19 protein-coding genes and 2 pseudogenes are annotated in these 20729 nt (G+C 69.5%); 8 read left to right on the forward strand and 13 right to left on the reverse strand.

Annotated elements, in window-relative coordinates:
- Window position 1: 1 nt before the first annotated feature.
- Genes QP029_RS13410 through thrC form a run of 4 tightly spaced genes read right to left on the reverse strand, consistent with a single transcriptional unit; the run spans window position 2 to window position 3048 of the window.
- Window positions 2–535 (reverse strand): NUDIX hydrolase, encoded by a 534-nt coding sequence (locus QP029_RS13410; protein ID WP_284874750.1) that lies wholly within the window; start codon window positions 533–535, stop codon window positions 2–4.
- A gap of 10 nt (window positions 536–545) precedes the next feature.
- Window positions 546–1409 (reverse strand): trypsin-like serine protease, encoded by an 864-nt coding sequence (locus QP029_RS13415; RefSeq protein ID WP_284874751.1) that lies wholly within the window; start codon window positions 1407–1409, stop codon window positions 546–548.
- Window positions 1410–1421: 12 nt separating this feature from the next.
- Window positions 1422–1583: a hypothetical protein gene (locus QP029_RS13420; RefSeq protein ID WP_284874752.1), complete on the reverse strand. Its 162-nt coding sequence runs from the start codon at window positions 1581–1583 to the stop codon at window positions 1422–1424.
- Between the two features lie 10 nt (window positions 1584–1593).
- Window positions 1594–3048 carry a threonine synthase gene (thrC, locus tag QP029_RS13425; protein ID WP_284874753.1) on the reverse strand — a complete coding sequence of 485 codons (1455 nt, stop codon included), beginning with the start codon at window positions 3046–3048 and terminating at the stop codon, window positions 1594–1596.
- A gap of 94 nt (window positions 3049–3142) precedes the next feature.
- On the opposite strand from thrC, the gene QP029_RS13430 reads away from it, so the two are divergent.
- The 4 genes from QP029_RS13430 (at window position 3143) to QP029_RS13445 (ending at window position 5810) form a co-directional block, all read left to right on the forward strand.
- Window positions 3143–3274: a hypothetical protein gene (locus QP029_RS13430; RefSeq protein ID WP_284874754.1), complete on the forward strand. Its 132-nt coding sequence runs from the start codon at window positions 3143–3145 to the stop codon at window positions 3272–3274.
- 186 nt (window positions 3275–3460) lie between these two features.
- Window positions 3461–3709, forward strand: a complete 249-nt coding sequence (locus QP029_RS13435) for a hypothetical protein (RefSeq protein WP_284874755.1) — start codon at window positions 3461–3463, stop codon at window positions 3707–3709.
- A gap of 57 nt (window positions 3710–3766) precedes the next feature.
- Window positions 3767–5131 carry an MFS transporter gene (locus tag QP029_RS13440; protein WP_284874756.1) on the forward strand — a complete coding sequence of 455 codons (1365 nt, stop codon included), beginning with the start codon at window positions 3767–3769 and terminating at the stop codon, window positions 5129–5131.
- A 136-nt stretch (window positions 5132–5267) separates the two neighbouring features.
- Complete coding sequence (locus tag QP029_RS13445; RefSeq protein WP_284874757.1) at window positions 5268–5810, forward strand: excalibur calcium-binding domain-containing protein; 543 nt, start codon at window positions 5268–5270, stop codon at window positions 5808–5810.
- Window positions 5811–5867: 57 nt separating this feature from the next.
- Here QP029_RS13445 and QP029_RS13450 read toward each other — a convergent pair whose 3' ends face one another.
- From QP029_RS13450 to QP029_RS13460, 3 genes are read right to left on the reverse strand one after another with little or no spacing between them, the layout of a single operon-like run.
- Window positions 5868–6575, reverse strand: a complete 708-nt coding sequence (locus tag QP029_RS13450; protein ID WP_284874758.1) for an AAA family ATPase — start codon at window positions 6573–6575, stop codon at window positions 5868–5870.
- A 17-nt stretch (window positions 6576–6592) separates the two neighbouring features.
- A complete protein-coding gene (locus QP029_RS13455; RefSeq protein ID WP_284874759.1) occupies window positions 6593–6808 on the reverse strand; it encodes a hypothetical protein in 216 nt (71 codons plus the stop codon).
- A gap of 54 nt (window positions 6809–6862) precedes the next feature.
- Entirely contained in the window at window positions 6863–7165 is a 303-nt protein-coding gene (locus QP029_RS13460) for a hypothetical protein (protein ID WP_284874760.1), read from the reverse strand.
- Window positions 7166–7365: 200 nt separating this feature from the next.
- Between QP029_RS13460 and QP029_RS13465 the strand changes: the two genes are divergently transcribed.
- A complete protein-coding gene (locus tag QP029_RS13465) occupies window positions 7366–7497 on the forward strand; it encodes a hypothetical protein (RefSeq protein ID WP_284874761.1) in 132 nt (43 codons plus the stop codon).
- Between the two features lie 68 nt (window positions 7498–7565).
- Here QP029_RS13465 and QP029_RS13470 read toward each other — a convergent pair whose 3' ends face one another.
- A complete protein-coding gene (locus tag QP029_RS13470; protein ID WP_284874762.1) occupies window positions 7566–10676 on the reverse strand; it encodes a bifunctional [glutamine synthetase] adenylyltransferase/[glutamine synthetase]-adenylyl-L-tyrosine phosphorylase in 3111 nt (1036 codons plus the stop codon).
- Between the two features lie 27 nt (window positions 10677–10703).
- Window positions 10704–12041, reverse strand: a complete 1338-nt coding sequence (glnA, locus tag QP029_RS13475; protein WP_284874763.1) for a type I glutamate--ammonia ligase — start codon at window positions 12039–12041, stop codon at window positions 10704–10706.
- A 184-nt stretch (window positions 12042–12225) separates the two neighbouring features.
- Between glnA and QP029_RS13480 the strand changes: the two genes are divergently transcribed.
- On the forward strand, window positions 12226–13383 hold the full coding sequence (locus tag QP029_RS13480) for a DUF2786 domain-containing protein (RefSeq protein WP_284874764.1): 1158 nt from the start codon (window positions 12226–12228) through the stop codon (window positions 13381–13383).
- Between the two features lie 31 nt (window positions 13384–13414).
- Window positions 13415–15306 (forward strand): annotated as a pseudogene (locus tag QP029_RS13485) (CYTH and CHAD domain-containing protein).
- Window positions 15307–15401: 95 nt separating this feature from the next.
- On the opposite strand, the gene QP029_RS13490 reads toward QP029_RS13485, so the two are convergent.
- On the reverse strand, window positions 15402–15614 hold the full coding sequence (locus QP029_RS13490) for a hypothetical protein (RefSeq protein WP_284874765.1): 213 nt from the start codon (window positions 15612–15614) through the stop codon (window positions 15402–15404).
- A 131-nt stretch (window positions 15615–15745) separates the two neighbouring features.
- On the opposite strand from QP029_RS13490, the gene QP029_RS13495 reads away from it, so the two are divergent.
- Window positions 15746–17011 carry a galactokinase family protein gene (locus QP029_RS13495; RefSeq protein ID WP_284874766.1) on the forward strand — a complete coding sequence of 422 codons (1266 nt, stop codon included), beginning with the start codon at window positions 15746–15748 and terminating at the stop codon, window positions 17009–17011.
- Window positions 17012–17077: 66 nt separating this feature from the next.
- Here QP029_RS13495 and QP029_RS13500 read toward each other — a convergent pair.
- The 3 genes and pseudogenes from QP029_RS13500 to QP029_RS13510 form a co-directional block, all read right to left on the reverse strand.
- Window positions 17078–18208: pseudogene (locus QP029_RS13500) on the reverse strand (epoxide hydrolase family protein).
- Between the two features lies 1 nt (window position 18209).
- Complete coding sequence (locus QP029_RS13505; protein ID WP_284874767.1) at window positions 18210–19607, reverse strand: RNB domain-containing ribonuclease; 1398 nt, start codon at window positions 19605–19607, stop codon at window positions 18210–18212.
- Between the two features lie 12 nt (window positions 19608–19619).
- A complete protein-coding gene (locus QP029_RS13510) occupies window positions 19620–20669 on the reverse strand; it encodes an alpha/beta fold hydrolase (protein WP_284874768.1) in 1050 nt (349 codons plus the stop codon).
- Window positions 20670–20729 lie beyond the last annotated feature (60 nt).

Genomic DNA, 20729 nt, shown 5'->3' on the forward strand with positions numbered 1-20729 from the left:
CCTAGGAGCGGTCCCGCTTCTCGTAGCCCATCCGCGGACGGTAGCCGTGCGGGTGCTTCATCTGCGCCACCGCATCGGCGATGACCATACGGAAGCGCGGGCTGATCGGCGGCAGCTGCGAGATGGGGAACCAGCCGACGTCGACGGATTCGTCGTCACCCACCGAGGGGGTGTCATCGCCGACGACGGACAGCCGCATCGCGGTGTCCATGTAGCTGGTCACGTCCCCGTTGTCGTAGGTGACCGGGCCGACGGCGCCGACACCGAGGAGGGCTTCCACGTGGGCGTCGATACGCGTCTCCTCCTTTACCTCCCGCACGGCGGTGACGTGCGGCTGCTCGCCGGGCTCGCAGATGCCGCACACCGGGGTCCAGTCGCCGTTGTCCGCGCGCTGGACCAGCAGGACCTCCGGCACGGCCCAGATCGGGGCGTCCGCCGGGACGTCGCGGACCACGACGGCGGTGACGCCGGGCAGCCAGAGCTGCTCGTGGCCGATCTTCTCACGCAGGGAGACGATGAAATCCGGGATGGGCATGGGGGTCCTTTCAGGGCGTGTGGTACTCGGCGGCGGGGACCTCGCGGTCGATGACCTCGAGGATGCCGGGCATGGCGGTGTAGGACATCGCCATGTCGGGCCCGGCGGGGGCGTCGCACTGGTGCTCAGCGGCGGCGTCGCGGGTGCCCGAGACCAGGCCGATGATGACACGCTGACCGTCGAGGTCGGCGTAGACGGGGCCGCCGGAGTCGCCGGCGCGGGCGCAGATGGCGGCGGTGGAGGCCAGGGCGCGGAGTTCGAGGCCGTGGTTGTCGGCGAGGATCTCCACGCCGGAGGAGGTCAGGGGCTGCCCGCAGGTCTCGCCGGTGGTGGTGCCGTACTTGCAGATGGTCTCGGGCAGGTCGGTGATGTCCGAGGCGACGACGGTGGGGGCGCCGGGATCGGGGGCGAGCATGACGCGGCGGGCGTCGGAGATCTCGATGAGCCCGACGTCGAGGGAGTTGGTCTCCAGGTCGTAGAGGTCGGAATAGGTGAAGGTGCCGACCGGTTCGCTGAAATCGGCGGTGGCACCGTCCTCGGTCGCCCACACGTAGTCACCCGGGCTGCCGCAGTGGGAGGCGGTGACGGCGTAGGCCTGCTCGCCGGCGGTGAAGCTGTAGGCGACGGTGCACTGGCCGACCTGGATGGTCTCGCCGGGGACGGGGCGGGTGGTGGTGATGGTGACGGCGGTGCCGGGCGACCAGGGGCTGGCGACCGGTACCCGCAGGGACGGGGCGGCGGCGAGATCCTGGGCCTGGGCCTGCACCACCTGCGGGGCGGGGTGGGTGCGGTCGTAGTCGACGCCCTGGTAGATGAGTGTTCCCACACCCATCGTCACCATGGCGGAGGTCAACGCCCAGATGTCTCGCCTCACCAGCGGTCCCGGTCAGTCGGCCTTGTCGAAGTCATCGGTGCCTGTCTGGCCGGCCTCCTTCGCCGCGTCCCGGGCGGCCTTTTCCGCCGCGGCCTGTTCCTTGATCTGGTTGGCGAACTTCTCCGGGTCGAACTCGTTGAAGTACTCCTGGCTCATCTTGAATTCCATGCCCATGGCGGTCCTCCTAGCGGTCGGCGGTGACGTCGGTGGTACGGATGGAGTCGGTGATGAACTTCTTCACCGTCTCGGCGTCGTTCGGCAGGTCGGTGACGTGGCGGTCGGCGTCGAGGATGTCGCGGAAACGCTCCGGGACCTCCGGCTGTCGGCCGGTGGCCTCCTCGATGGTCTCGGCGAACTTCACCGGCAGGGCCGTCTCCAGGCAGATGATGGGGGTGTCCACCTCATCGGCCCATCCGCGGGCGACGTGGACGCCGTCGGCGGTGTGCGGGTCGATCATGACACCGAGGCGCTCCCACACGTCCGTGATGGTGGCCAGGCGGTCGGCGTGGGTGGAGCGGCCGGAGGCGAAGCCGAAGGTGTCGGCGGCGGTGGGGAACGCAGGATCGTCGGCAAGCGAGAAGCCGTCCCCCTTGACGTCGACGCCGAAGAACTGCGCGGTGCGGTCGGCGTCGCGGCCGAGCAGGTCGAAGATGAAGCGCTCGAAGTTGGACGCACGGGAGATGTCCATCGACGGTGAGGAGGTGGCCATCGTCTCCGCGGAGGTGCGCGGGCGGTAGTCGCCGGTGCGGAAGAACTCGTCGAGGACGTCATTCTCGTTGGTGGCGACGATGAGCCGGTCGATGGGCAGGCCCATCTGGCGGGCGATGTGGCCGGCGCAGATGTCGCCGAAGTTGCCGGTGGGCACGGAGAAGGAGACCTTCTCGTCGTTGTTCTCCGTCACCCGGATCCAGGAGGAGATGTAGTAGACGATCTGCGCCATGAGGCGGGCCCAGTTGATGGAGTTGACCGCGCCGATGCGGTGCTCGCGCTTGTAGCCGGCGTCCGCGGAGACGGCCTTGACCACGTCCTGGCAGTCGTCGAAGACGCCGTCGAGGGCGATGTTGAAGATGTTCGGGTCGTCGAGGCCGAACATCTGGGCCTGCTGGAACGGGGTCATGCGTCCGGCGGGGGTGAGCATGAACACGCGGATGCCCTGGCGGCCGCGCATGGCGTACTCGGCCGAGGAGCCGGTGTCGCCGGAGGTGGCGCCGAGGATGTTGAGGGTCTCGTCGCGGCGGGCCAGCTCGTACTCGAAGAGCTCGCCGAGCAGCTGCATCGCCATGTCCTTGAACGCGGCGGTCGGCCCCTCCGAGAGGTGGCCGATCCACAGGTTGTCCTCCAGCCGGGTGACGGGGACGATGTCCTCATCGGCGAACTTCGGCGTGGTGTACGCCCGGGCCGCGATCGCCTCGAGGTCAGCGGCCGGGATGTCGTCGACGAAGAGCTTGAGCACCTCCGCCGCGAGTGCCGCGTAGCCACGCTCGGCGAGCAGGCCGCGCCACGCGGTGAGCTGCTCATCGCTCAGCTGCGGGTACTCGGCCGGCAGGTAGAGTCCGCCGTCCGGGGCGAGACCGCCGAGCAGGATGTCGGTGAATCGGGCTGGCGTACGGGAGGCATCACGCGTCGAAATGTAATTCACCCGGTTCACCTTACTTCTCCTGTCCGACATCGGTACCCTCCGCACCCCGCCTCGGGGCACCCCCGCCGGACGGGATCGGGCCTACACTGTCGGTGTGCCGGTGCAGAAGATGTATTCACACCCCCGCTCCCGCCGCCGCGGAGTCCCGCTGCTGCCCCTCCTCGCGGTACTCGGAATCCTCCTGCTCATCGCCCTCATCGTCGGCCTGGGCGGGATGTCCGTGTGACGGCCGGCGCAGGCGGACGGCGACTGCGTCCCCACCACCACCCAGGACTGCGGGTGCGTCAGCGACGCCGCCGCCGCGTCCGGCATCACGCCTGTCGACGACCGCGAGCTCTCCCCCGCCCAGCTCTCCTTCCGCGAGAAGACCTTCACCCACGCGGCGCGGGTCGCGGAGAACGCCCTGACCCCGATGATCGCCGCCGGGACGATGACGCTGACGCTCTATGCCACGCACCTGGTGTTCATCACCCTCGCGGACATCGAGACCCTGCCGGTCCTGTGGTTCGCCATCCAGATCGGTGTCGCCGGACTATTCGCCACCGCGTGGCACTTCTCCCTGGGGCGTGGTCCGCTGGAACGGGTGGTGGCCACCTCCTCCCGGGCGGTGTCCGCGGCCGTCAACCGGGCGGGTCTGATGACGGGGCGGCACTCCTCCTGACCGGTTCCGCTCCGGAGTTCACCCGTGGACCGACCACAGCGTCTAAGGTGGTCACCTGTGAGTGAAACGAGACTGGTGCCCCACCCCCGCGAGCAGGTCACGCGCAAGGCGCTGACCGTGTGGGTGGCGGCCGTTCTCGTCTACATCGTCGCCATCACCGGCCGCACCTCCTTCGGCGTCGCCTCGGTCGACGCCATCGGGCGCTTCGACGTCGACGCCTCCCGCATCGCCGTCTTCACCGCCGTCCAGATCGGTGTCTACTCCCTGGCCCAGATCCCCACCGGCATGCTCATCGACCGTTTCGGCCCACGCCGGATGCTCGTCATCGGTGCCGTCATCATGGCGATCGGCCAGATCACCCTCGGCCTGACCACCTCCTACTCGGTCGCCATCGTCGCCCGCGTCCTCATCGGCGCCGGCGACGCCACGGCGTTCCTGTCGGTCATGCGGATCCTGCCCTACTGGTTCCCACTGAAGAAGACCCCCACCTTCACCCAGCTGACGGCCGCACTCGGCCAGTCAGGCCAGTTCCTCTCCGCCGTGCCCTTCCTCGCTCTTCTCCACGGCCCCGGCTGGACTCCGGCGTTCCTCAGCCTCGGCGCCGTCGGCCTGCTCATCGCCATCGCCGCCGGCGTCGCCGTCGCCGACTCCCCCGAGACCTGGGAGGCCGCCCGCAAGGGAAAGGACCCGGACGCCGTGCGGGAGAAGAAGCTCGCCGCGCAGGACCGCATGCCCATCGGCACCGCCCTGGCCACCGTGTTCCGGGAGCCGTTGTGCTGGCAGGGCTTCTTCAACCACTATTCCGCGATGCTGCCGCAGATCGTGTTCACCCTGCTGTGGGGTGTGCCGCTGATGTCGCTGGGCATGGGACTGTCACCGGCAACCGTCGGCCTGGTCCTGACCGTCAACGTCATCACCTCGATGGTCGCCGGCCCGCTGCTCGGCCCGATCTCCGCCCGGCTGGGCCGCAACCGCATCCTCGCGTCGCTCACCTTCGCCGGGTTCATCGGCACCGCCTGGATCATCTTCTTCCTGCCCGCCGAACCCCGGGGCGTCACCGCGATCATCGTGGTCAACATCGTCATGGCCGCGTTCACCGCGTCCTCCAACTACGGTTTCGACGACATCCGTGAGGGTCTCGACCGCCGCATCGTCGCCACCGCCACCGGCATGGCCAACATGGGTGGCTTCTTCGCCGGCATGTTCGCCGCCCAGATCGTCGGCTTCATGCTCGACTACTCCGCTGGCGGCCAGGCCTACTCCTGGGCCGACTTCCGTTTCGCCTGGTGGGCCGTCACCATCACCTGGGCCATCGGCATGGCCGGCCTGATCACCTCCCGCATCGCCGTCACCCGCCGCCGCGCCGCCCGCGCGAAGTCCGGCGAGAACAACGTGAGGATCGTAGATTCCACCGAGGGCTGACACCCTCGCCCGCTTATCGACGCCCCCTTCTCCTCACCCACCGACCCTTCCGCACATTCACCGTCTCACCTGCAACGACTACCCCCGTTCTCGGCTGGCATTCAAGTTTCTGACAGGCTTCTGCAAGGATAAGGTCATGCGAAAGATCCTCGTCAGCCTTGTCGCGGCGACTGCCCTGACCTTTGGCACCATCCAGCCCGCCACCGCCCAGTCCTCCGAGTCCCCGGACACCACGTCCGTGGTCACCACCACGGACGACGGCACCACCTCAGGCACCACCACCGACACTGAGTCCACCGACGAGGGCTCCTCCGGGGGCGACGTCGCCCTCGTCGTCGGTGTCCTCGCCGTCGCGGGGCTCATCGCAGGTGGCGTGTACTGGGCCATCCAGCAGCACATGATTCCCAACCCGCTGCCCGGCATCATTCCGGGACCGGCACCGGCCCCCGCGCCCGCACCGGCCCCCGCGCCCGCACCGGCCCCCGCGCCTGCACCGGCTCCCGCCCCAGCTCCGGCCCCCGCCCGCCAGGCCGTTGCTCCGGCGCCGGCCACCAACTCCGTTTACTACCGCAACTGCGACGCCGTCCGTGCTGCCGGCAAGGCACCGCTCTACCGCGGCCAGCCGGGTTACGAGGCTCCCCGCCTCGACCGTGACTACGACGGCATCGCCTGCGAGTAACCCACCCAGCCTCTGCGCCGTTTCCCACTCGGGAGGCGGCGCTTCGTCTTTGTCCGTCTACTCCAGGATGTACTTCAGGGTCCCTTCGGGATCCTCGAGGAATTCGCGGGTGGCCACGACAGCTTCGGCCTCGTCGTAGACGGTCTCGACCATGCCGTCCTCGGTGATCTCCACGATGGTGGCGTCCGGGACAGCGAGCATGATCGGCGAGTGGGTGGCGATGATGAACTGCCCGCCCCGCTGCACCGCCTGCTGGATCTCGGCCACCAGGGCCATCTGCCGGACGATGGACAGGCCGGATTCGGGTTCGTCGAAGATGTAGAGCCCGGCGCCGTCGACGTGGTCCCCCAGAACCGAGAGCACCGATTCGCCGTGGGACATGAGGTGGCGGGACTCCGCCGGGTCTGCCCACTGCTTGTTGTCGAAGGCGCTCACGGTGTCGTAGTGGGTCTCCGCGCGGAGGAAGTAGCCGCGCAGGGGCAGTTCTCTGCCGCGGAGGGTGATCCAGCGCGACAGCGCGGATTCGGTGGGGACGGCGGAGGTGGGCAGCACCTCCCGGATGGGCCCGCCGGTGCCGGGGAAACCGGCGGCGATGGCGATGGCTTCGACGAGGGTGGATTTGCCGGCGCCGTTGTCACCGACGAAGAAGGTCACCGGGTGGTGCAGGCGCAGGCCGTCGAGGACCTCGAGGTGGCGGACGGCAGGAAGAGTCCGGATGTAGGACTCGTCCTTGATGTGGTCCAGGCGCACCGAGGTGATGAACATGTTCCCATGCTAGTGATTCAGCGGCCACGCTGGTCATTCCATTCAGCGCCGAGCTGCGTCCCCAGGTCGACACCGGGTGGGCCGGTGGGTTCGGCGGGCTCCAGGCCGCGGACGGTCTGCACGGAGGCGCCGAGGTCGTCGATGGTGTGGGCGACCGCCACCCCGCCGGCCAGCGGCAGGCTGACGAGGGTCGTGGCGACCGCCAGTTGTCGGAGTCTCATCCAGCGGGTCATGACGCCGACCCTAGGGTCTGGTCCTGACGGGCAGATGGCACCGGGCTGTGAATACTAGTTCCCACCCCGCGGCGGCTCCTGACGGCCGGTGAGGATGTCGATGACGCTGCGGATGGCGGCGTCGCCGATCGCAGCGCCCCGCGGGTTGTGGGGGCCGGCGTGCGGCGGACGCGGCGGGGTCTCCGGGTCGGGCGGGGTGGGTCGGCCGGCGGTGTTGTCGGCGGCGACGATGAGGGTGGTGTCCTCCAGCTCCAGGGTGGAGGTGTCGGAGACGCCGGCGGTGCGGGCGGCGTCGACAAGCGCGCGGAGGTCCGCGAAGGTGGCGTCGGAGAGGTCGATGGACAGGGAAACAGCCATGGTGGCTCCTTTATGTGTCGGGGTATGACCCAGCGTAGGTGTGCATCAAGTTCGTCGACAGGGCCTTAGGGGTTCCGCCTGACCCCGGACGAGGGGTGCTCGGACCTGCTTCGCCCGACCTCAAAAATTATGTCCGAGGTCATAGACGTACGATAAGCGAGCTTTACCAAACATCCATCTGCACAAACGAACCCAGAAAAATGTCTTCTGTCCTGCTCTACCTCGGCGTTCTCGATTTCATTGACGGCCTCGACCTCGGCCCGATCGCCGATGCCTTCGTCACCGGCAGCGCCACCGGCTTCCTCGTCGATCTCTTCACTCTCGGCGCCTGATCCGCAACCCGATGTCCCCCGTATCGAAGTGGATGCGGGGGACCCGCTGATTCTGGGATCGGAACCGCTCAGGGCTCCAGGGTCTCCTCGCCCCAGAACACCTCGTCGACGACCTTGCGGGCCTGGCGGGTGATGCGAAGGTAGGCCTCGAGGAAGCCCTGGTAGTCCTCGGGGTCCCAGCCGGCGGCGCCGGCGACCTGGGCGAGCGCCGGGCCGGGCTGCGGCAGCTGGTCGGTGCGGCGGCCCCGGACGAGGACAAGGGCGTTGCGGGCGTTGGTGGCCATGAGCCAGGCCTCGCGCAGGGTGCGGACCTTGGCGGGGGCGATGATCTCCTTGTCGGCGAGGACGTCGAGGATCTTCAGGGTGGAGGTGTTGTGCAGCTCGGGGTGGTTGTGGGCGTGCATCATGGTGAGCAGCTGGACGGTCCACTCGATGTCGGTGAGGGCGCCGCGGCCGAGTTTGGTGTGGGTGTTGCGGTCGGCGCCACGGGGGAGGCGTTCGTCGTCGATACGCGCCTTCATGCGGCGGATCTCGCGGATCGCGCTGGCTGATGCTCCGCCGTCGGGGTAGCGGAATTCGTCGATCATGCGGAGGAACTTCTCGCCGACGCCCGGGTCGCCGGCGACGACGGTGGCGCGCAGGAGCGCCTGGGTCTCCCACACCTCGCCCCACTCGCGGTAGTAGCGCTCGTAGGATTCGATGGTGCGCACGGTCGCGCCGGAGCGACCCTCGGGGCGCAGGCCGAGGTCGACCTCGAGTGGCGGGTCGCCGGAGGGTTTGGACAGCCGGCTGCGCATGCGGTCGACGATGGTGATGGCCCACTTGACGGCGTCATGGTCCTCGACGCCGTCGGCGGGTTCGACGACGAACATGACGTCGGCGTCGGAGCCGTAGCCGAGTTCCGCGCCGCCGAGGCGGCCCATGCCGATGATGGCGATCCAACCGGGCGGCGTGTCCGCGTCGCGTTCCCGCAGATCAGCCCGCACCTCCGCGAGCAGGCTGGCCTGGAGCACCGCGTCCCACACCAGGGAGAGTTCCATGCACACCTGGTCGACGGGCATGAAGGCGAGCAGGTCGGCGGCGGCGATCCGGGCCAGTTCCACCCGGCGCAGGGAGCGGGCGACGTTGACGGCCTTGTCGGGGTCGGCGTGGCGTTTGGAACTGGCGACCAGCGCCTTGTGCACCTGGTCGGGGGCGACCTCCATGAGTTTCGGCCCGGTGGCACCGTCGCCGAGCTGTTTGACGATGTCGGGCGCGGAGATGATGAGGTCCGAGGTGTACGGGCTGGTGCCGAGGATCCGCATGAGCCGCTGGCCGACGACGCCTTCGTCGCGGAGCATCCGCAGGAACCACACCTTGTCGTAGGCGGCCTCGGCCAGCTTGCGGTAGTTGAGCAGGCCGGCGTCCGGGTCGGCGGTCTCCGACAGCCAGGTCATCAGCGTCGGCAGCAGCATGGCCTGCAGCTTCGCCTTGCGGGAGCCGCCGGCGGCGAGGGCGGTGAGGTGCTCGAACGCGCGCTCCGGGTGGCGGTAGCGCAGGGCCGCGAGCTGGATTTTCGCCGCCTCCGGGGAGAGGGTGAGCTCGTCAACGGACATGTTGACCACGGTGTGCAGCAGCGGCCGGTAGAACAGGCGGGAGTGCAGGTCGGAGATCCGCAGGCGGATCTTGCGCAGGTGATTCTGCATCACCTCGGTGGCGGATTTCTTCCCCTCGGCGGCGAATCCGCTGGTCCGAGCCAGCCAGGTGAGGTTCTTCTCGTCCTCGTCCGCCGGCAGGGTGTGCGTGCGGCGGAGCCGGTGCAGCTGCAGGCGGTGCTCGAGGAGGCGGAGGAACTCGTAGGCCTCGATGAGCTGTTGGCCGTCCTCCCGGCCGACGTAGCCGCCGTCGACCAGGGCCTGCAGCGCCTCGACCGTGGCCAGGGTCCGCAGGGTGTCGTCGGAGCGGCCGTGGACGAGCTGGAGCAATTGCACAGCGAACTCGACGTCACGGAGCCCGCCGACGCCGAGCTTGAGCTCGCGGGTGCGCAGGTTCTCCGGGACGTTGTCCAGGACGCGGCGACGCATCGCCTGGACATCGTCGACGAAGGAGTCGCGTTGCGACGCCGTCCACACCATCGGTGCGAGCGCCTCCAGGTAGGCCTGCGCCAACGGCAGGTACCCGGTCATCGGTCGCGCCTTGAGCAGGGCCTGGAACTCCCAGGTCTCCGCCCAGCGCTGGTAGTAGGCCACATGACTGTCCAGGGTGCGCAGCAGCGCGCCGGACTTGCCCTCCGGGCGCAGGTTCGCGTCCACCTCGAAGAAGGCGGCCGACCCGATGCGCATGAACTCCCCCGCCGCGCGGGTCGCCCGCGGGCTCGGGGGTTCGGCGACGAAGATGACGTCCACGTCCGAGATGTAGTTGAGTTCGCCCGCCCCGCACTTGCCCATCGCCATGACTGCCAGCCGGGAGTCGACGTCCGACTCCCCGTAGACCCCGGCCAGGGCCACGGCGAGGGCGGCGGTGAGGGCGGCGTCGGCAAGCGCGGTGAGCAACCCCGTGACCTCGGTGAACGGCACCACCGGCTGGGCGAGCTCCGCCCCGCGGCGGGAGACGAACGTGCCCGCCAGGTCATGGGCGGCGATCCGCATGATGAGCGTGCGGTAGGTGAGCTTGAGCGCCGTCGTCGCCTCCGGGCCGGAGAGACCGGCGCGGTAGGTGCCCGGGGTGGTCAGGTCCTGCGTGGCAGTGTCGGGGCCGCGGTCAGCGACATCGGTGTCGGTGTCCTCCGCCAGCGTGACGGTGGCCGGGACCGCCTCGACGCAGCCGAGCATCTCCTGCAGCAGCTCCTCCCGGGTGGGCAGCTCGCGCTGGAGCTCCCGCCACAGCTCGGGATGGGCCGCCAGGTGATCGCCCAGGGCGGTCGAACCGCCGAGCAGGGCGAACAGGCGGATCCGCAGGTCGGTGTCCTCGCGCAGCGCCCGGTCCAGTTCCTCTCGGCCGTCCTCGAGGGAGGTCATCACCCGGATGAGCGTGTTGAGCGCCAGGTCGGGGTCACCCGCGCTCGACAATCCCCACAGCAGGTCGACGGATTCGGTGTTGTCCCAGCCGAGCCACGCGAGGTCCTCGCCCGCGCGGGGGCTGGTGAGGCTGAGGACGGCGGGCGAGGGAACACTCGGGCGGGGTGTGGCGGTAGCGGCCATGAGGTGGGACAGCTCCTGGGTGTGGGTCTAGTAGTCGAGGGTGTTGCGCAGCTCCCAGGGCGTGATCTGCTCCTGGTAGCTGTGCCATTCGTTCCACTTGGATCGCAGGAAGTACTCGAAGACGTGCTCGCCGAGGATGTCGGCGACGAAGTCGGACTTCTCCAGCTCCCTCAGCGCCTGGTCGAGGGAGGAGGGAAGATCCTTGTAGCCCATCGCCCGGCGCTCACGGCGGGTGAGCTGGGAGATGTCATCCTCCGCCGGCTCATCCAGCTCGTACTCCTCCCGGATGCCCTTGAGGCCGGCGCCGAGGATGACGGAGTAGGCCAGGTAGGGGTTGCAGGCGGAGTCGATGGAGCGGACCTCGACCCGGCGGGAATCCTCCTTGGCCAGCCGGTAGGTGGGCACCCGGACGAGGGCGGAGCGGTTGGACACTCCCCAGGTGGCGGCGGTGGGTGCCTCGTTGCCGAAGACGATGCGCTTGTAGGAGTTCGGCCACTGGTTGGTCACCGCGGAGATCTCCGTGGCGTGGTGGAGGATGCCGGCGATGAAGTGCTTGGCGGTCTGCGACAGCGAGATCTCGTCGTCCGGGTCGTGGAAGGCGTTGGTGCCGCCCTCGAACAGGGAGATGTGCGAGTGCATCGCGGACCCGGCGTGCTCGGTGAACGGCTTGGGCATGAAGGTGGCGCGGATGCCACTGTCCACGGCGACCTGCTTGATCAGGTAGCGGAACGTCATGATGCTGTCGGCCATGGTGAGGGCGTCGGCGTGGCGCAGGTCGATCTCCTGCTGGCCCGGCGCGGTCTCATGGTGGGAGAACTCGGTGGCGATGCCCATCGACTCCAGCGCCATCATCGCCTCCCGGCGGAACCGGGGCGCGATGTTGTTGGTGGCCTGGTCGAAGTAGCCGCCGTTGTCCGTCGGCTCCAGGGTGGTCAGGTCCTGGTTCTGCTTGATCAGGTAGAACTCGATCTCCGGGGAGATCATGCAGGTGAAGCCGTCGTCGGCGGCCTTGGTGAGCTGCCGGCGCAGGATCTGGCGCGGGTCGGACCAGGAGGGCTGGCCGTCGGGGGTGGTGATGTCGCAGAACATCCGGGCCGACTGGATCTCCGGGGTGGCCGAGTCGAAGGGCAGGATCTGGAACGTCGACGGGTCCGGCAGCGCGATGGTGTCCGACTCGGAGATGCGGGAGAACCCCTCGACGGAGGAGCCGTCGAAGCCGACGCCCTCGTCGAAGGCGCCCTCGAGCTCCGAGGGGCTCATCATGACGGACTTGAGGTACCCGAGGATGTCGGTGAACCACAGCCTGATGAAGCGGATGTCACGTTCCTCGACGGTGCGCAACACGAATTCCTGTTGACGATTCATGCCCCCAACCCTAATGACGCCACCCGACACGGGCGGCGGGTCGGGGTGGATGTCCGGGGTTGTTCCCGCAGGCCGCCAGGGCTCGCCGGGTCCCGCGGGGGTGGCGGTGTCGGGGCGGCATGGTCGACTGGCGTCGAACACATCAGCGAACACATCAGTGAACACGTCCCGGAAGGACTCCCCCATGACCAGCTCCCTGTTCCCCGCCTTCGCCCGCGCCTTCGCCGAGGCCGACGCCCTGGACCGCGACAACGGTGTCGGTGACAGCCCCGGCACCCGCTATCACCGCCATCTCATCACCATGATCGTCGACCGTATCGCCACCGCCGCCTGCCGCGGCTGGGCCCCGGCGGACCTGCGCCATCTCTGTGGCGCCGGCATCGACCACCTCCTCTTCCTCGCCCACCACCGCATCCCCGCCACCGTCGCCGCACCCGTCCGCCGCGCCTGGCAGGAGCAGTGCCGGCCGACTCCCCGCCCGGACTACCGCAGCGCCCAGCTGGAGAAGATCCTCGACCAGGTGGATCTGCTGCCCGAGCTTGCCGACGCCGCGATCCTCACCGACCTCGACCACCTGGAAGGTCACCCCGGCGCAGCCGTGGAGGCCGACCCGGAGCAGCAGCGGATCCTCACCCGCATCACCGCTCTGCTCCGCAAGGCGGAGTCGACGACCTTCGAGGCCGAGGCGGAGTCCCTGGTGGCCAAGGCGCAGCAGCTGCGTCAGCGCCACCGGCTGGACACCGTCGACACAGCGGACGCCGCGGACACAGCGGACGGCGGCGGCTCCTTCGACGACCACCCCCTCGTCGCCCTCCGGGTCCACCTCGTCGCCCCGTGGGTCCGACACCAGTTCCTCCTGCTCCACCGCGTCGCCGGCGCCAACTCCTGCTCGACGATCCTCATGGGCGGGCAGGAGATCGCCTCGGTCATCGGCCACCCGCAGGACGTGCGGCACACCGTCGAGCTGTTCCACAGCCTCAACCGGCAGCGCGACTACTTCATGCGCACCTCCCCGGGTGCTGCCGAGGCCGCCCGCGCGGGTGACACCACCGCCTACCGTCGCGCCTTCCTCCTGTCCTACGCCGCCCGCATCGGCAATCTCCTCGAGGAGGCCAACACCGGACTCAGCGACACCCGCCCGGGCGACGACCGTGCCCTCGTCCTGCTCGATGATCGCCGCGCGGAGGTCGACGACTACCTCCACTCCGCCTTCCACCGCACCCGCTCGATGTCCTTCGCCGCCCGCCACAGTGGGGGCTGGCGGGACGGCTACGCCGCGGCCGACAGCTCCCGACTCACCCACGACCCGGCGGTAGGCTGGGACGCGACAGATCAGCTGTAGCCACCCCACCGCCGTTGTACAGGAGTTCGCGATGAGCACCCGCACCTTCCTCGAGGTCGAAGCCAAGTTCGCCGTGGCAGACGATGTCACGACCCCCGACCTCACCCGCATCACCGGTGTCGAGGAGGTGGGCCAGACCCGGACGCACCGCCTCTCGGCGATCTACTACGACACCGAGGATCTCCGGCTCACCCGTTCGAAGATCACGTTGCGACGTCGCGAGGGCGGCGAGGACGACGGCTGGCACATCAAACTCCCCGGCGAGAACGGCCGCCTGGAGATCCACGCCCCGATCGGCGAGCTGGTCGACGGCCGCCACCAGGTTCCCCGCGACATCGAGTCCCAGGTCCGCGCGCTCATCCGTCGCCGGGAGCTGATCCCCATCGCCCAGGTGGACAACGAGCGCGTTGAATCCACCCTGCTCGGTCCCGAGGGCACCCCGGTCGCCGAGTTCTGCGACGACCACGTCACCGCCTGGTCGCTGCTGCCCGGCGGCGAGCAGACCTCGTGGCGCGAATGGGAGATCGAACTCGCCGGTGACCTGCCCGGCACCCCGGAGGGCACCGCCCTCATGCAGTCTGCCACCCCGCTTCTCGTCGGCGCCGGTGCGCGGGTGTCCTCCTCCCCTCCAAGCTGGTCATGGCCCTCGGCGACTCCGAGCAGAACGCCCCGCAGCCGCTGTTCCGCCAGCGCGCCGACATCGACGAGGACTCCCCCGCCGCCGCCGTCATCGCCGCGCTGGAGCTCAACCGCGACAAACTGCTCGACTACGACCCGCGCGTGCGTCGCGACGAGTGGGACTCCGTCCACCAGATGCGCGTGGCCACCCGCGAGCTGCGCAGCCACATGGAGACCTTCGACGGCATCCTCGGTGGCGAGGAGGTCACCTACATCGAGTCCGAGCTCAAGCTGCTCGCCGGCATGCTCGGCCACGCCCGCGACGCCGAGGTGGTGGAGGAACGTTTCCACCAGCTGCTGGACCTGGAGGACTCCAGTGTCCTGGACGAGGAGACGAAGCTGCACCTGCGCGAGGACATGGGCACCGAGTACCGCCGCGCTCACCGCCGGGTGGTGGCCACCCTCAACTCCGACCGCTACCTCAACCTCCTCGACGCCATCGACGAGCTGCTGGCCCACCCGCCGACCCCCGGTGCCGAACCGCAGGTGGAGCCGGACGGTGAGGAACCCGGCGAGGATCCGGCAGTGGAGTCGGAGGAGGTCACCGTCGTCGAGGTCCCGGACCCGGCCGAGGACACCACCGAGGACGAGGCCGACATGGTCGCCGAGGGCGCCCCGACCGATGAGGCCCTGGCCGCCGACAGCGAGATCGTGCCCGAGGCCGATGAGGACGACGCTGACACAGCGGACACCGAGGACGCGGAAGACTCAGCGGCACCGGTCCTCACCCAGGCCCAGTCCCCCGAGGAGGTCGAGGCGCTGCTGTCCGAGCACCTTGAGCAGGCCTACAGGAAGCTGATGAAGCGCCACCGCAAGGCCGTGGAGAACTGGGACAACCGGGAACTGACGCTGCACGAGCGGGAGGAGTACTTCCACGACATGCGCAAGTCGGCGAAGAAGCTGCGCTACGCGGCCGAGGCCGTCGGCGCGGCGACGAGCCTGAAGACCAGGCGCCTCTACAACGCCTGCAAGGCCATGCAGTCCAGCCTGGGCGACTTCCAGGATTCGGTGACCTCCCGTGACCGGCTGGTCAAGCTCGCCGAGCACGCCCACCGCCGCGGCGAGGACACCTTCGGTTACGGCGTGCTCTACCAGCGTGAGCGCTCCATCGGCCTCAAGGCGCTCGATGACTACAACGACGAGGTGAAGGCCATCAAGGCCGCCTATGAGCGGCTGATGAAGGACGTGAAGGATTCCGCCAAGAAGCGCGCGAAGAAGGGTGACCGGAAGCGGCGCAAGAAGTAGCGCACGACGTAGGTCGCCTCAGCGACGACGACACCGCCACGGCGAACCAGCTCGGTTCGCGGTGGCGGTGTCAATGTCGGTCTGCGGGGCGGGTGTCAGGGCTTTTCCCAGGAGGCGGGCTTGCCCCAGTCCTCGTCGGCCTGGTCCTCGGCGTCGGCGGCGGCGTTGCGGGCCTCGGCGACCTCGAGGGCGCGGGCGGCCTCCTCGCGGGTGTCGTAGGGACCCATCCGCTCGTCCCAGCTACCGACCTTGCCCTGCTCGACGCTGCCGGTGGTGGGGTCGAAGTACCACTTCTCGGTGTCTGCCATGGTGTCCTCCTGAAGAGTCTGTGAGTCTGGTGCTGCCCAGGCTACCTGCGGACGGGCCGCGGTAGCGGGGCTAAGGTGGAGGAGATTTAGTCGTCGACTGCAATCGAAGATTCCTGAAGGAGAACCCCGACATGCCGATGTGGCCCACCGCCGACAGCCCCGCCCTCGACCGGGTGGTCGCCGCCCACCGGGAGGCCACCGGGGTCGAGGCCACGCATGCCGCCGATGCCCCGGCGACGTGGCTGCTCATGGGTGAGCACGTCGATTACGCGGGCGGGGTCGTCCTCGTCGGGCAGGCCGCCCAGCGGGTGGCGGTGGCGTTCTCTCCCCGCCAGGATGACCTCATCCGGGTCACGCGGCACGTCCCCGGGGCGGACGCCGACACCGATGAGATCAGCACCGGGGCGATCGCGGAGCGGGCGGCCGGCCAGCAGTCGGGAATCGACGCCCGCGGGCGCACCACCACTCCCCCCGCCCCGGAGGGCGGGCTCGCCGCCCGGCTGGCGGGCATCGTGTGGACGATGATCCATCGTCAACTGCTGTCCCGGGACACCGCGGGCCTGGACGTCACGGTCGTCGACGACATCCCGGCCGGCGCCGGTCTGGGTGCCAACGCGTCCCTCGAGGCGGCGTTCGCCCTCGCCCTCCAGGGGGATGCCGAGGACATCGACGACGCCCCCATGCGGGCCCGCCTGGCCGAGGTGTGTGCGCAGGCGGCGGAGATGTTCTCCGAGGTCCCGCCGTTGCGCGCCCGTCACACCACCGCCCTGCGCGGGGTCGCCGACGCGGTCTCGGTCATCGACTACGCCGACGGATCGGTCACGCACGCCCCGCACCCGATGTCCGCGGGTGTCTGTTTCGTCGCGGTCGCCGTTCCCGGCCCTGAGGTCGATGAGGCGGAGCTGATCCGGGAGCGTCGCGAGTTCCTCGACAACGCGTGCCACGCCTTCGGCGCGGAGTCGCTGCGCCTGCTTCCCGACGCCCCGCAGCGCGTCCTGGAGTGGCTCCGTGCGGTCCACAAGGTCCACGGCACCGAGAACCAGCCCACCGCCGATCAGGCCGCCGGCTGGTTGTCCTTCGACGAGTCGGAGACCCGGCGGGCCCAGCAGCTGGGCCGGGCGCTGCGGTCGCGGCGCATCGAGGACGTCTGGCCGCTGCTCGCCGAGTCGGAGGTGGCCCTGACCGGCCAGTACGGTCTCACGGGTGCCACCGAGCTGGTTCAGCTGTGCAACGCCCGGGGCGCCCTGGGGGCGCGGGCGGCGTCGGCGGGGACCTCAGCGGCGGTGATCGCGGGCGTCGATAAGCGGCACACGGACAACTTCACCGCGGATCTGTCCGCGGACGGGCTGCTCGTCGTGGAACTGGGGGTCGGCGGGGTCGCGACTCTCCGCCGCTGATGTTCCTTCGGGTGGCAGGAATGCACCGAAAACCCGGATTTCCGGGACGTCCTGCTACCCGAATGCTCACCCGAGGACGGCGCGCAGCCCTGCCCGCAGGTCGGCGATGAAGACCTCGAGGACCTCAAGTGAGGGGAAGTGGCCGCCGACGTCCGGCTCGCTCCAGCGGACGAGGCGGCGGTAGCGCTGTTCGGCCCAGGGGCGGGGGCAGTGGGAGCTGATGTCGGCGGGGTACCTGGTGACGGCGGTGGGGACGTCGACACGCAGGGCCGGGTCGAGGGCGCCGTGGCTTTCGGCGTAGATGCGGGCGGCGGAGGCGCCGGTGCGGGTCAGCCAGTAGAGGGTGACGTTGTCCAGGACACGGTCGCGGGGCATCGTCTCGAAGGGGCTGTCGTCGGTGTCGGACCATTCGGCAAACTTCTCCAGGATCCACGCCAGTTGGCCGACCGGGGAGTCGACGAGAGGCGTAGCCGATGGTCTGCGGGCCGGTGGCCTGGTGTTTGGCGTAGCCGGCGCGTTCGGTCCAGAAGTGGCGGTTGGCCTCGACGATCGCGCGGTCGGCGTCGCTGAGCTCGCTGACCGGCAGGCCGGGCGGGCCTTCGGCGAAGGTGGTGTGGATGCCGATGACCTGCCCGGGGAAGCGGCCGCCGAGGATGGTGGTGATCACCCCTCCCCAGTCGCCGCCGTGGGCGAGGAAGCGGTCGTAGCCGAGGCGGCCCATGAGGTCGACCCAGGTGGCGGCGATCTTCTCGGTCCCCCAGCCGGTGACCCGGGGTTTGTCGCTGAATCCGAAGCCGGGCAGGGACGGAGCGACGACGTGGAAGGCGGGCTGGGCCGGGTCGGCGGGATCGGCGAGCTCGTCGATGATGTCGACGAACTCGGCCACGCTGCCGGGCCAGCCGTGGGTGAGGATGAGCGGGTGGCGTCCGCCCGCGGGGAACGTCGGCGGAGACAGTGGATGCCCAGGCCGTCGATCTCGACCCGGTGCTGGCCGATCTCGTCCAGGCGCCGTTGGAAGGCGCGCCAGTCATAGTCGGTGCGCCAGTACTCCACCAGTGTGACCAGGTCGGCGAGCGGGACGCCCCGGTGCCAGGGGTGGTCGCCGGGTGGTTCGGCCTCGGGGAGGCGGGCGGTGAGAAGGCGGGCGCGGAGATCGTCGAGTTAGGCCTCCGGCACCCGGGAGACGAAGGGCTCCATGTCAGTCCGCCGGCCAGGCGAAGGCGACGTCGCGGGTGGCCACGTCGGCGCGGATGAGGGAGACGGTGGTCGTCGTGCCCAGGGGTGGGGCGCCGAGGGTGTCGGAGAGTACCGGCGGGTCGGTGAGCAGGATGCGGGCGGTGTCGCGTTCGGCGTCGGAGCTGAGGACCACAGCCTGGAAGTTGTGGCCGACCCAGGGGGCCAGCACGGTGGCCTCGGTGAGGTCGAGGGCAGCCCGGTCGACGGTGTTGGCCAGGGCGGAGGTGCGGTTCATGGTGTCGATGACCTCGTCGGCACGCGAGGTGACCCACGCGGGCACCTCGACCCCCTGGATCAGGGCCAGGCAGTACTCGGTGGCGAAGCGGTCGATGAGGCGGCGCAGGGGTGCGGTGACGTGCGAGTAGTAGCCGCCGATGCCGGCGTGGACCTCGGCGTCACCGTTGTCCACGCGGGCGTAGCCGGAGCCACGGAGCAGCTTCTGGGCCTCGCGCATGACGGCCATGCCCAGGGGTGCGGTGGCGTCGACGGTCTGGAGGAACTCGCCGATCTCCCGGTCGGCGGGCAGGTCGAAGCCGAGGGCGAGGGCCTCGGTGCGGAACTCGGCCTCGGATTCCTCGGTGGCCGGCCGGAGGGTGCGCAGCAGGCCCTGGCCTTTCTCCACCATGAGCTGGCCGGCGCACATGCCGGTGAGCAGGGAGATCTCGGAGTTCCAGTCCATGACCTCGTGGCGTGGTTCGGTGATGAGTTCGTACTGGCCGTCGTCGGTGGTGGCCACGCGTTGGGCGGGGATGCGGAGGTTGATGGCGTGGCGTCGTAACGCGGAGACCTCGCGGAGCTGGCCCACCTCCGGCAGGAGCTCGATGGACGGGTGCATGGTGCCGGCGAGGTAGTCGGCGTGGACGCCGTCGTAGTCGAGGCGGGCGACGGAGTGGACCAGGGCGCGTTCGAGGTGGAAGGAGGTGACCTCGCCGGCGTCGTCGAGGTCGAAGGTCCACAGGACGGCGGGCCGGTCGACGTCGGGAAGCAGCGACGCATCACCCTCGGACAGTTCCGGCGGGTGGAGGCGGGCGGGTTCGTCGGGCAGGTAGATGGTCTGCCCGCGGCGCAGGGACTCGGCCTCGAGGGCGGAGCCGGGTTCGATGAAGGCGGCGACGTCGGCGATGGCGTAGAGGACGCGGTAGCCGCCGGCGGTGCGTTCGAGGTAGACGGCCTGGTCGAGGTCCTTCGAGCCGACGGGGTCGATGGTGACCAGGGGGATGCCGCGGGCGTCACGGCGCTCGTCGGCGAAGCGGTCGGTCGCCGCCGCGGCCTCGGCGTGCAGCTCCGGGGTGAAGTCGGTGGGGACGTCGAATTCCTCGGCGAGGCCACGGAAGTTGAGGGGCGCTGCGTAGAGCTTCATGACGCCCCATTCTTACACAGCGAACAGCTCCCCGAGATGGTGATCGATCTGGGCCATGTACTCGGGCACGAAGCCGAAGAGCCCGAAGTGACCGGCCACATCGTCGATGACGCGCAGCTCGGCGCCGGGGATCAGGTCGGCCTCGGTGGCGCAGTCCCGGACGGGGAAGAACATGTCCTCGCTGATGGGCATGACGAACACCCTCGCGGTCACCCGGCCGAGGGCGGTGGCGAGGTCACCGTCGGTGTGGAGCGCGACGTCGCCGTGCTGCCACTTGCGGCCCATGACCACCAACGAGTTGGGGTCCAGCGCGGTGAAGGTCGGTTCGAGGAATCCCTCGACCACCTGCTGCGGGGTCTCGAACTCGAGCGCGCGCCAGGCCCCGCTCTTCCACCACTCGGTGGACAGGCCCATCACTCCCCACACCCGGGCGTGGCGCCCCAGACCCTCGACGACGTCGGTGTTCGAGGCGTACTCGCCGTCGTTGAAGCCGGGGTCGGAGGTGACGGCGTCGAGCAGCACCCGGGTGAACAGGAAGTCGTGCGGGGTGTTCTGGGCGGTGCCGGCGATGGGGGCGGCGCGGTGGACGCGGTCCGGGAAGCGGACGGCCCATTCGTAGGTCTGCTGCGCGCCCATGGACGCGCCGACGACGGCGAACAGTTCCGTGATGCCGAAGTGCTCGCGCAGGAGCCATTCCTGGGCCACCACGTCATCGCCGATGGTGACGAAGGGGAACCGCGACATGGCGATGGACTCGTCGTCGGTGGTGTGCGGGGAGGTGGATAGCCCGTTGCCGATCTGGTTGACGATGACGATGAAGAAGCGCGACGGATCCAGCGCATGCTCCGGCCCGATGTAGGTGTCGATCCACGCCTGGTGCGTCCCCGTGAACCACGTGGGGATGAGGATGGCGTTGTCCTTCGCCTCGTTGAGCTGGCCGACGGTGCGCACCGCCAGCCGGCAGTCCTCGATCACCCCGCCGCGTTCGAGCTCGAGCCGGCCGATGCTGATCATCTCGTAGGGGCCGTGGACCTCGGGGGTGTAGAAGGGGTTGAGGTACATGGGTGCTCCTCGTCGCGGTGCCGTGTGATCTGGCACACAGCCTACCCACACAGGCTACTT

It is taken from the genome of Corynebacterium suedekumii (genome assembly GCF_030252185.1).
GTDB classification, from domain to species: Bacteria; Actinomycetota; Actinomycetes; order Mycobacteriales; family Mycobacteriaceae; genus Corynebacterium; species Corynebacterium suedekumii.

What these genes read in the sequence shown, in the direction of transcription:
- QP029_RS13410 (WP_284874750.1), bottom strand. Translation starts at nt 535, where the DNA reads ATGCCCATCCCGGATTTCATCGTCTCCCTGCGTGAGAAGATCGGCCAC.
- QP029_RS13420 (WP_284874752.1), bottom strand. Translation starts at nt 1,583, where the DNA reads ATGGGCATGGAATTCAAGATGAGCCAGGAGTACTTCAACGAGTTCGAC.
- QP029_RS13435 (WP_284874755.1), top strand. Translation starts at nt 3,461, where the DNA reads ATGATCGCCGCCGGGACGATGACGCTGACGCTCTATGCCACGCACCTG.
- QP029_RS13445 (WP_284874757.1), top strand. Translation starts at nt 5,268, where the DNA reads ATGCGAAAGATCCTCGTCAGCCTTGTCGCGGCGACTGCCCTGACCTTT.
- QP029_RS13450 (WP_284874758.1), bottom strand. Translation starts at nt 6,575, where the DNA reads ATGTTCATCACCTCGGTGCGCCTGGACCACATCAAGGACGAGTCCTAC.
- QP029_RS13455 (WP_284874759.1), bottom strand. Translation starts at nt 6,808, where the DNA reads ATGACCCGCTGGATGAGACTCCGACAACTGGCGGTCGCCACGACCCTC.
- QP029_RS13460 (WP_284874760.1), bottom strand. Translation starts at nt 7,165, where the DNA reads ATGGCTGTTTCCCTGTCCATCGACCTCTCCGACGCCACCTTCGCGGAC.
- QP029_RS13465 (WP_284874761.1), top strand. Translation starts at nt 7,366, where the DNA reads ATGTCTTCTGTCCTGCTCTACCTCGGCGTTCTCGATTTCATTGACGGC.
- QP029_RS13470 (WP_284874762.1), bottom strand. Translation starts at nt 10,676, where the DNA reads ATGGCCGCTACCGCCACACCCCGCCCGAGTGTTCCCTCGCCCGCCGTC.
- glnA (WP_284874763.1), bottom strand. Translation starts at nt 12,041, where the DNA reads ATGAATCGTCAACAGGAATTCGTGTTGCGCACCGTCGAGGAACGTGAC.
- QP029_RS13480 (WP_284874764.1), top strand. Translation starts at nt 12,226, where the DNA reads ATGACCAGCTCCCTGTTCCCCGCCTTCGCCCGCGCCTTCGCCGAGGCC.
- QP029_RS13490 (WP_284874765.1), bottom strand. Translation starts at nt 15,614, where the DNA reads ATGGCAGACACCGAGAAGTGGTACTTCGACCCCACCACCGGCAGCGTC.
- QP029_RS13495 (WP_284874766.1), top strand. Translation starts at nt 15,746, where the DNA reads ATGCCGATGTGGCCCACCGCCGACAGCCCCGCCCTCGACCGGGTGGTC.
- QP029_RS13505 (WP_284874767.1), bottom strand. Translation starts at nt 19,607, where the DNA reads ATGAAGCTCTACGCAGCGCCCCTCAACTTCCGTGGCCTCGCCGAGGAA.
- QP029_RS13510 (WP_284874768.1), bottom strand. Translation starts at nt 20,669, where the DNA reads ATGTACCTCAACCCCTTCTACACCCCCGAGGTCCACGGCCCCTACGAG.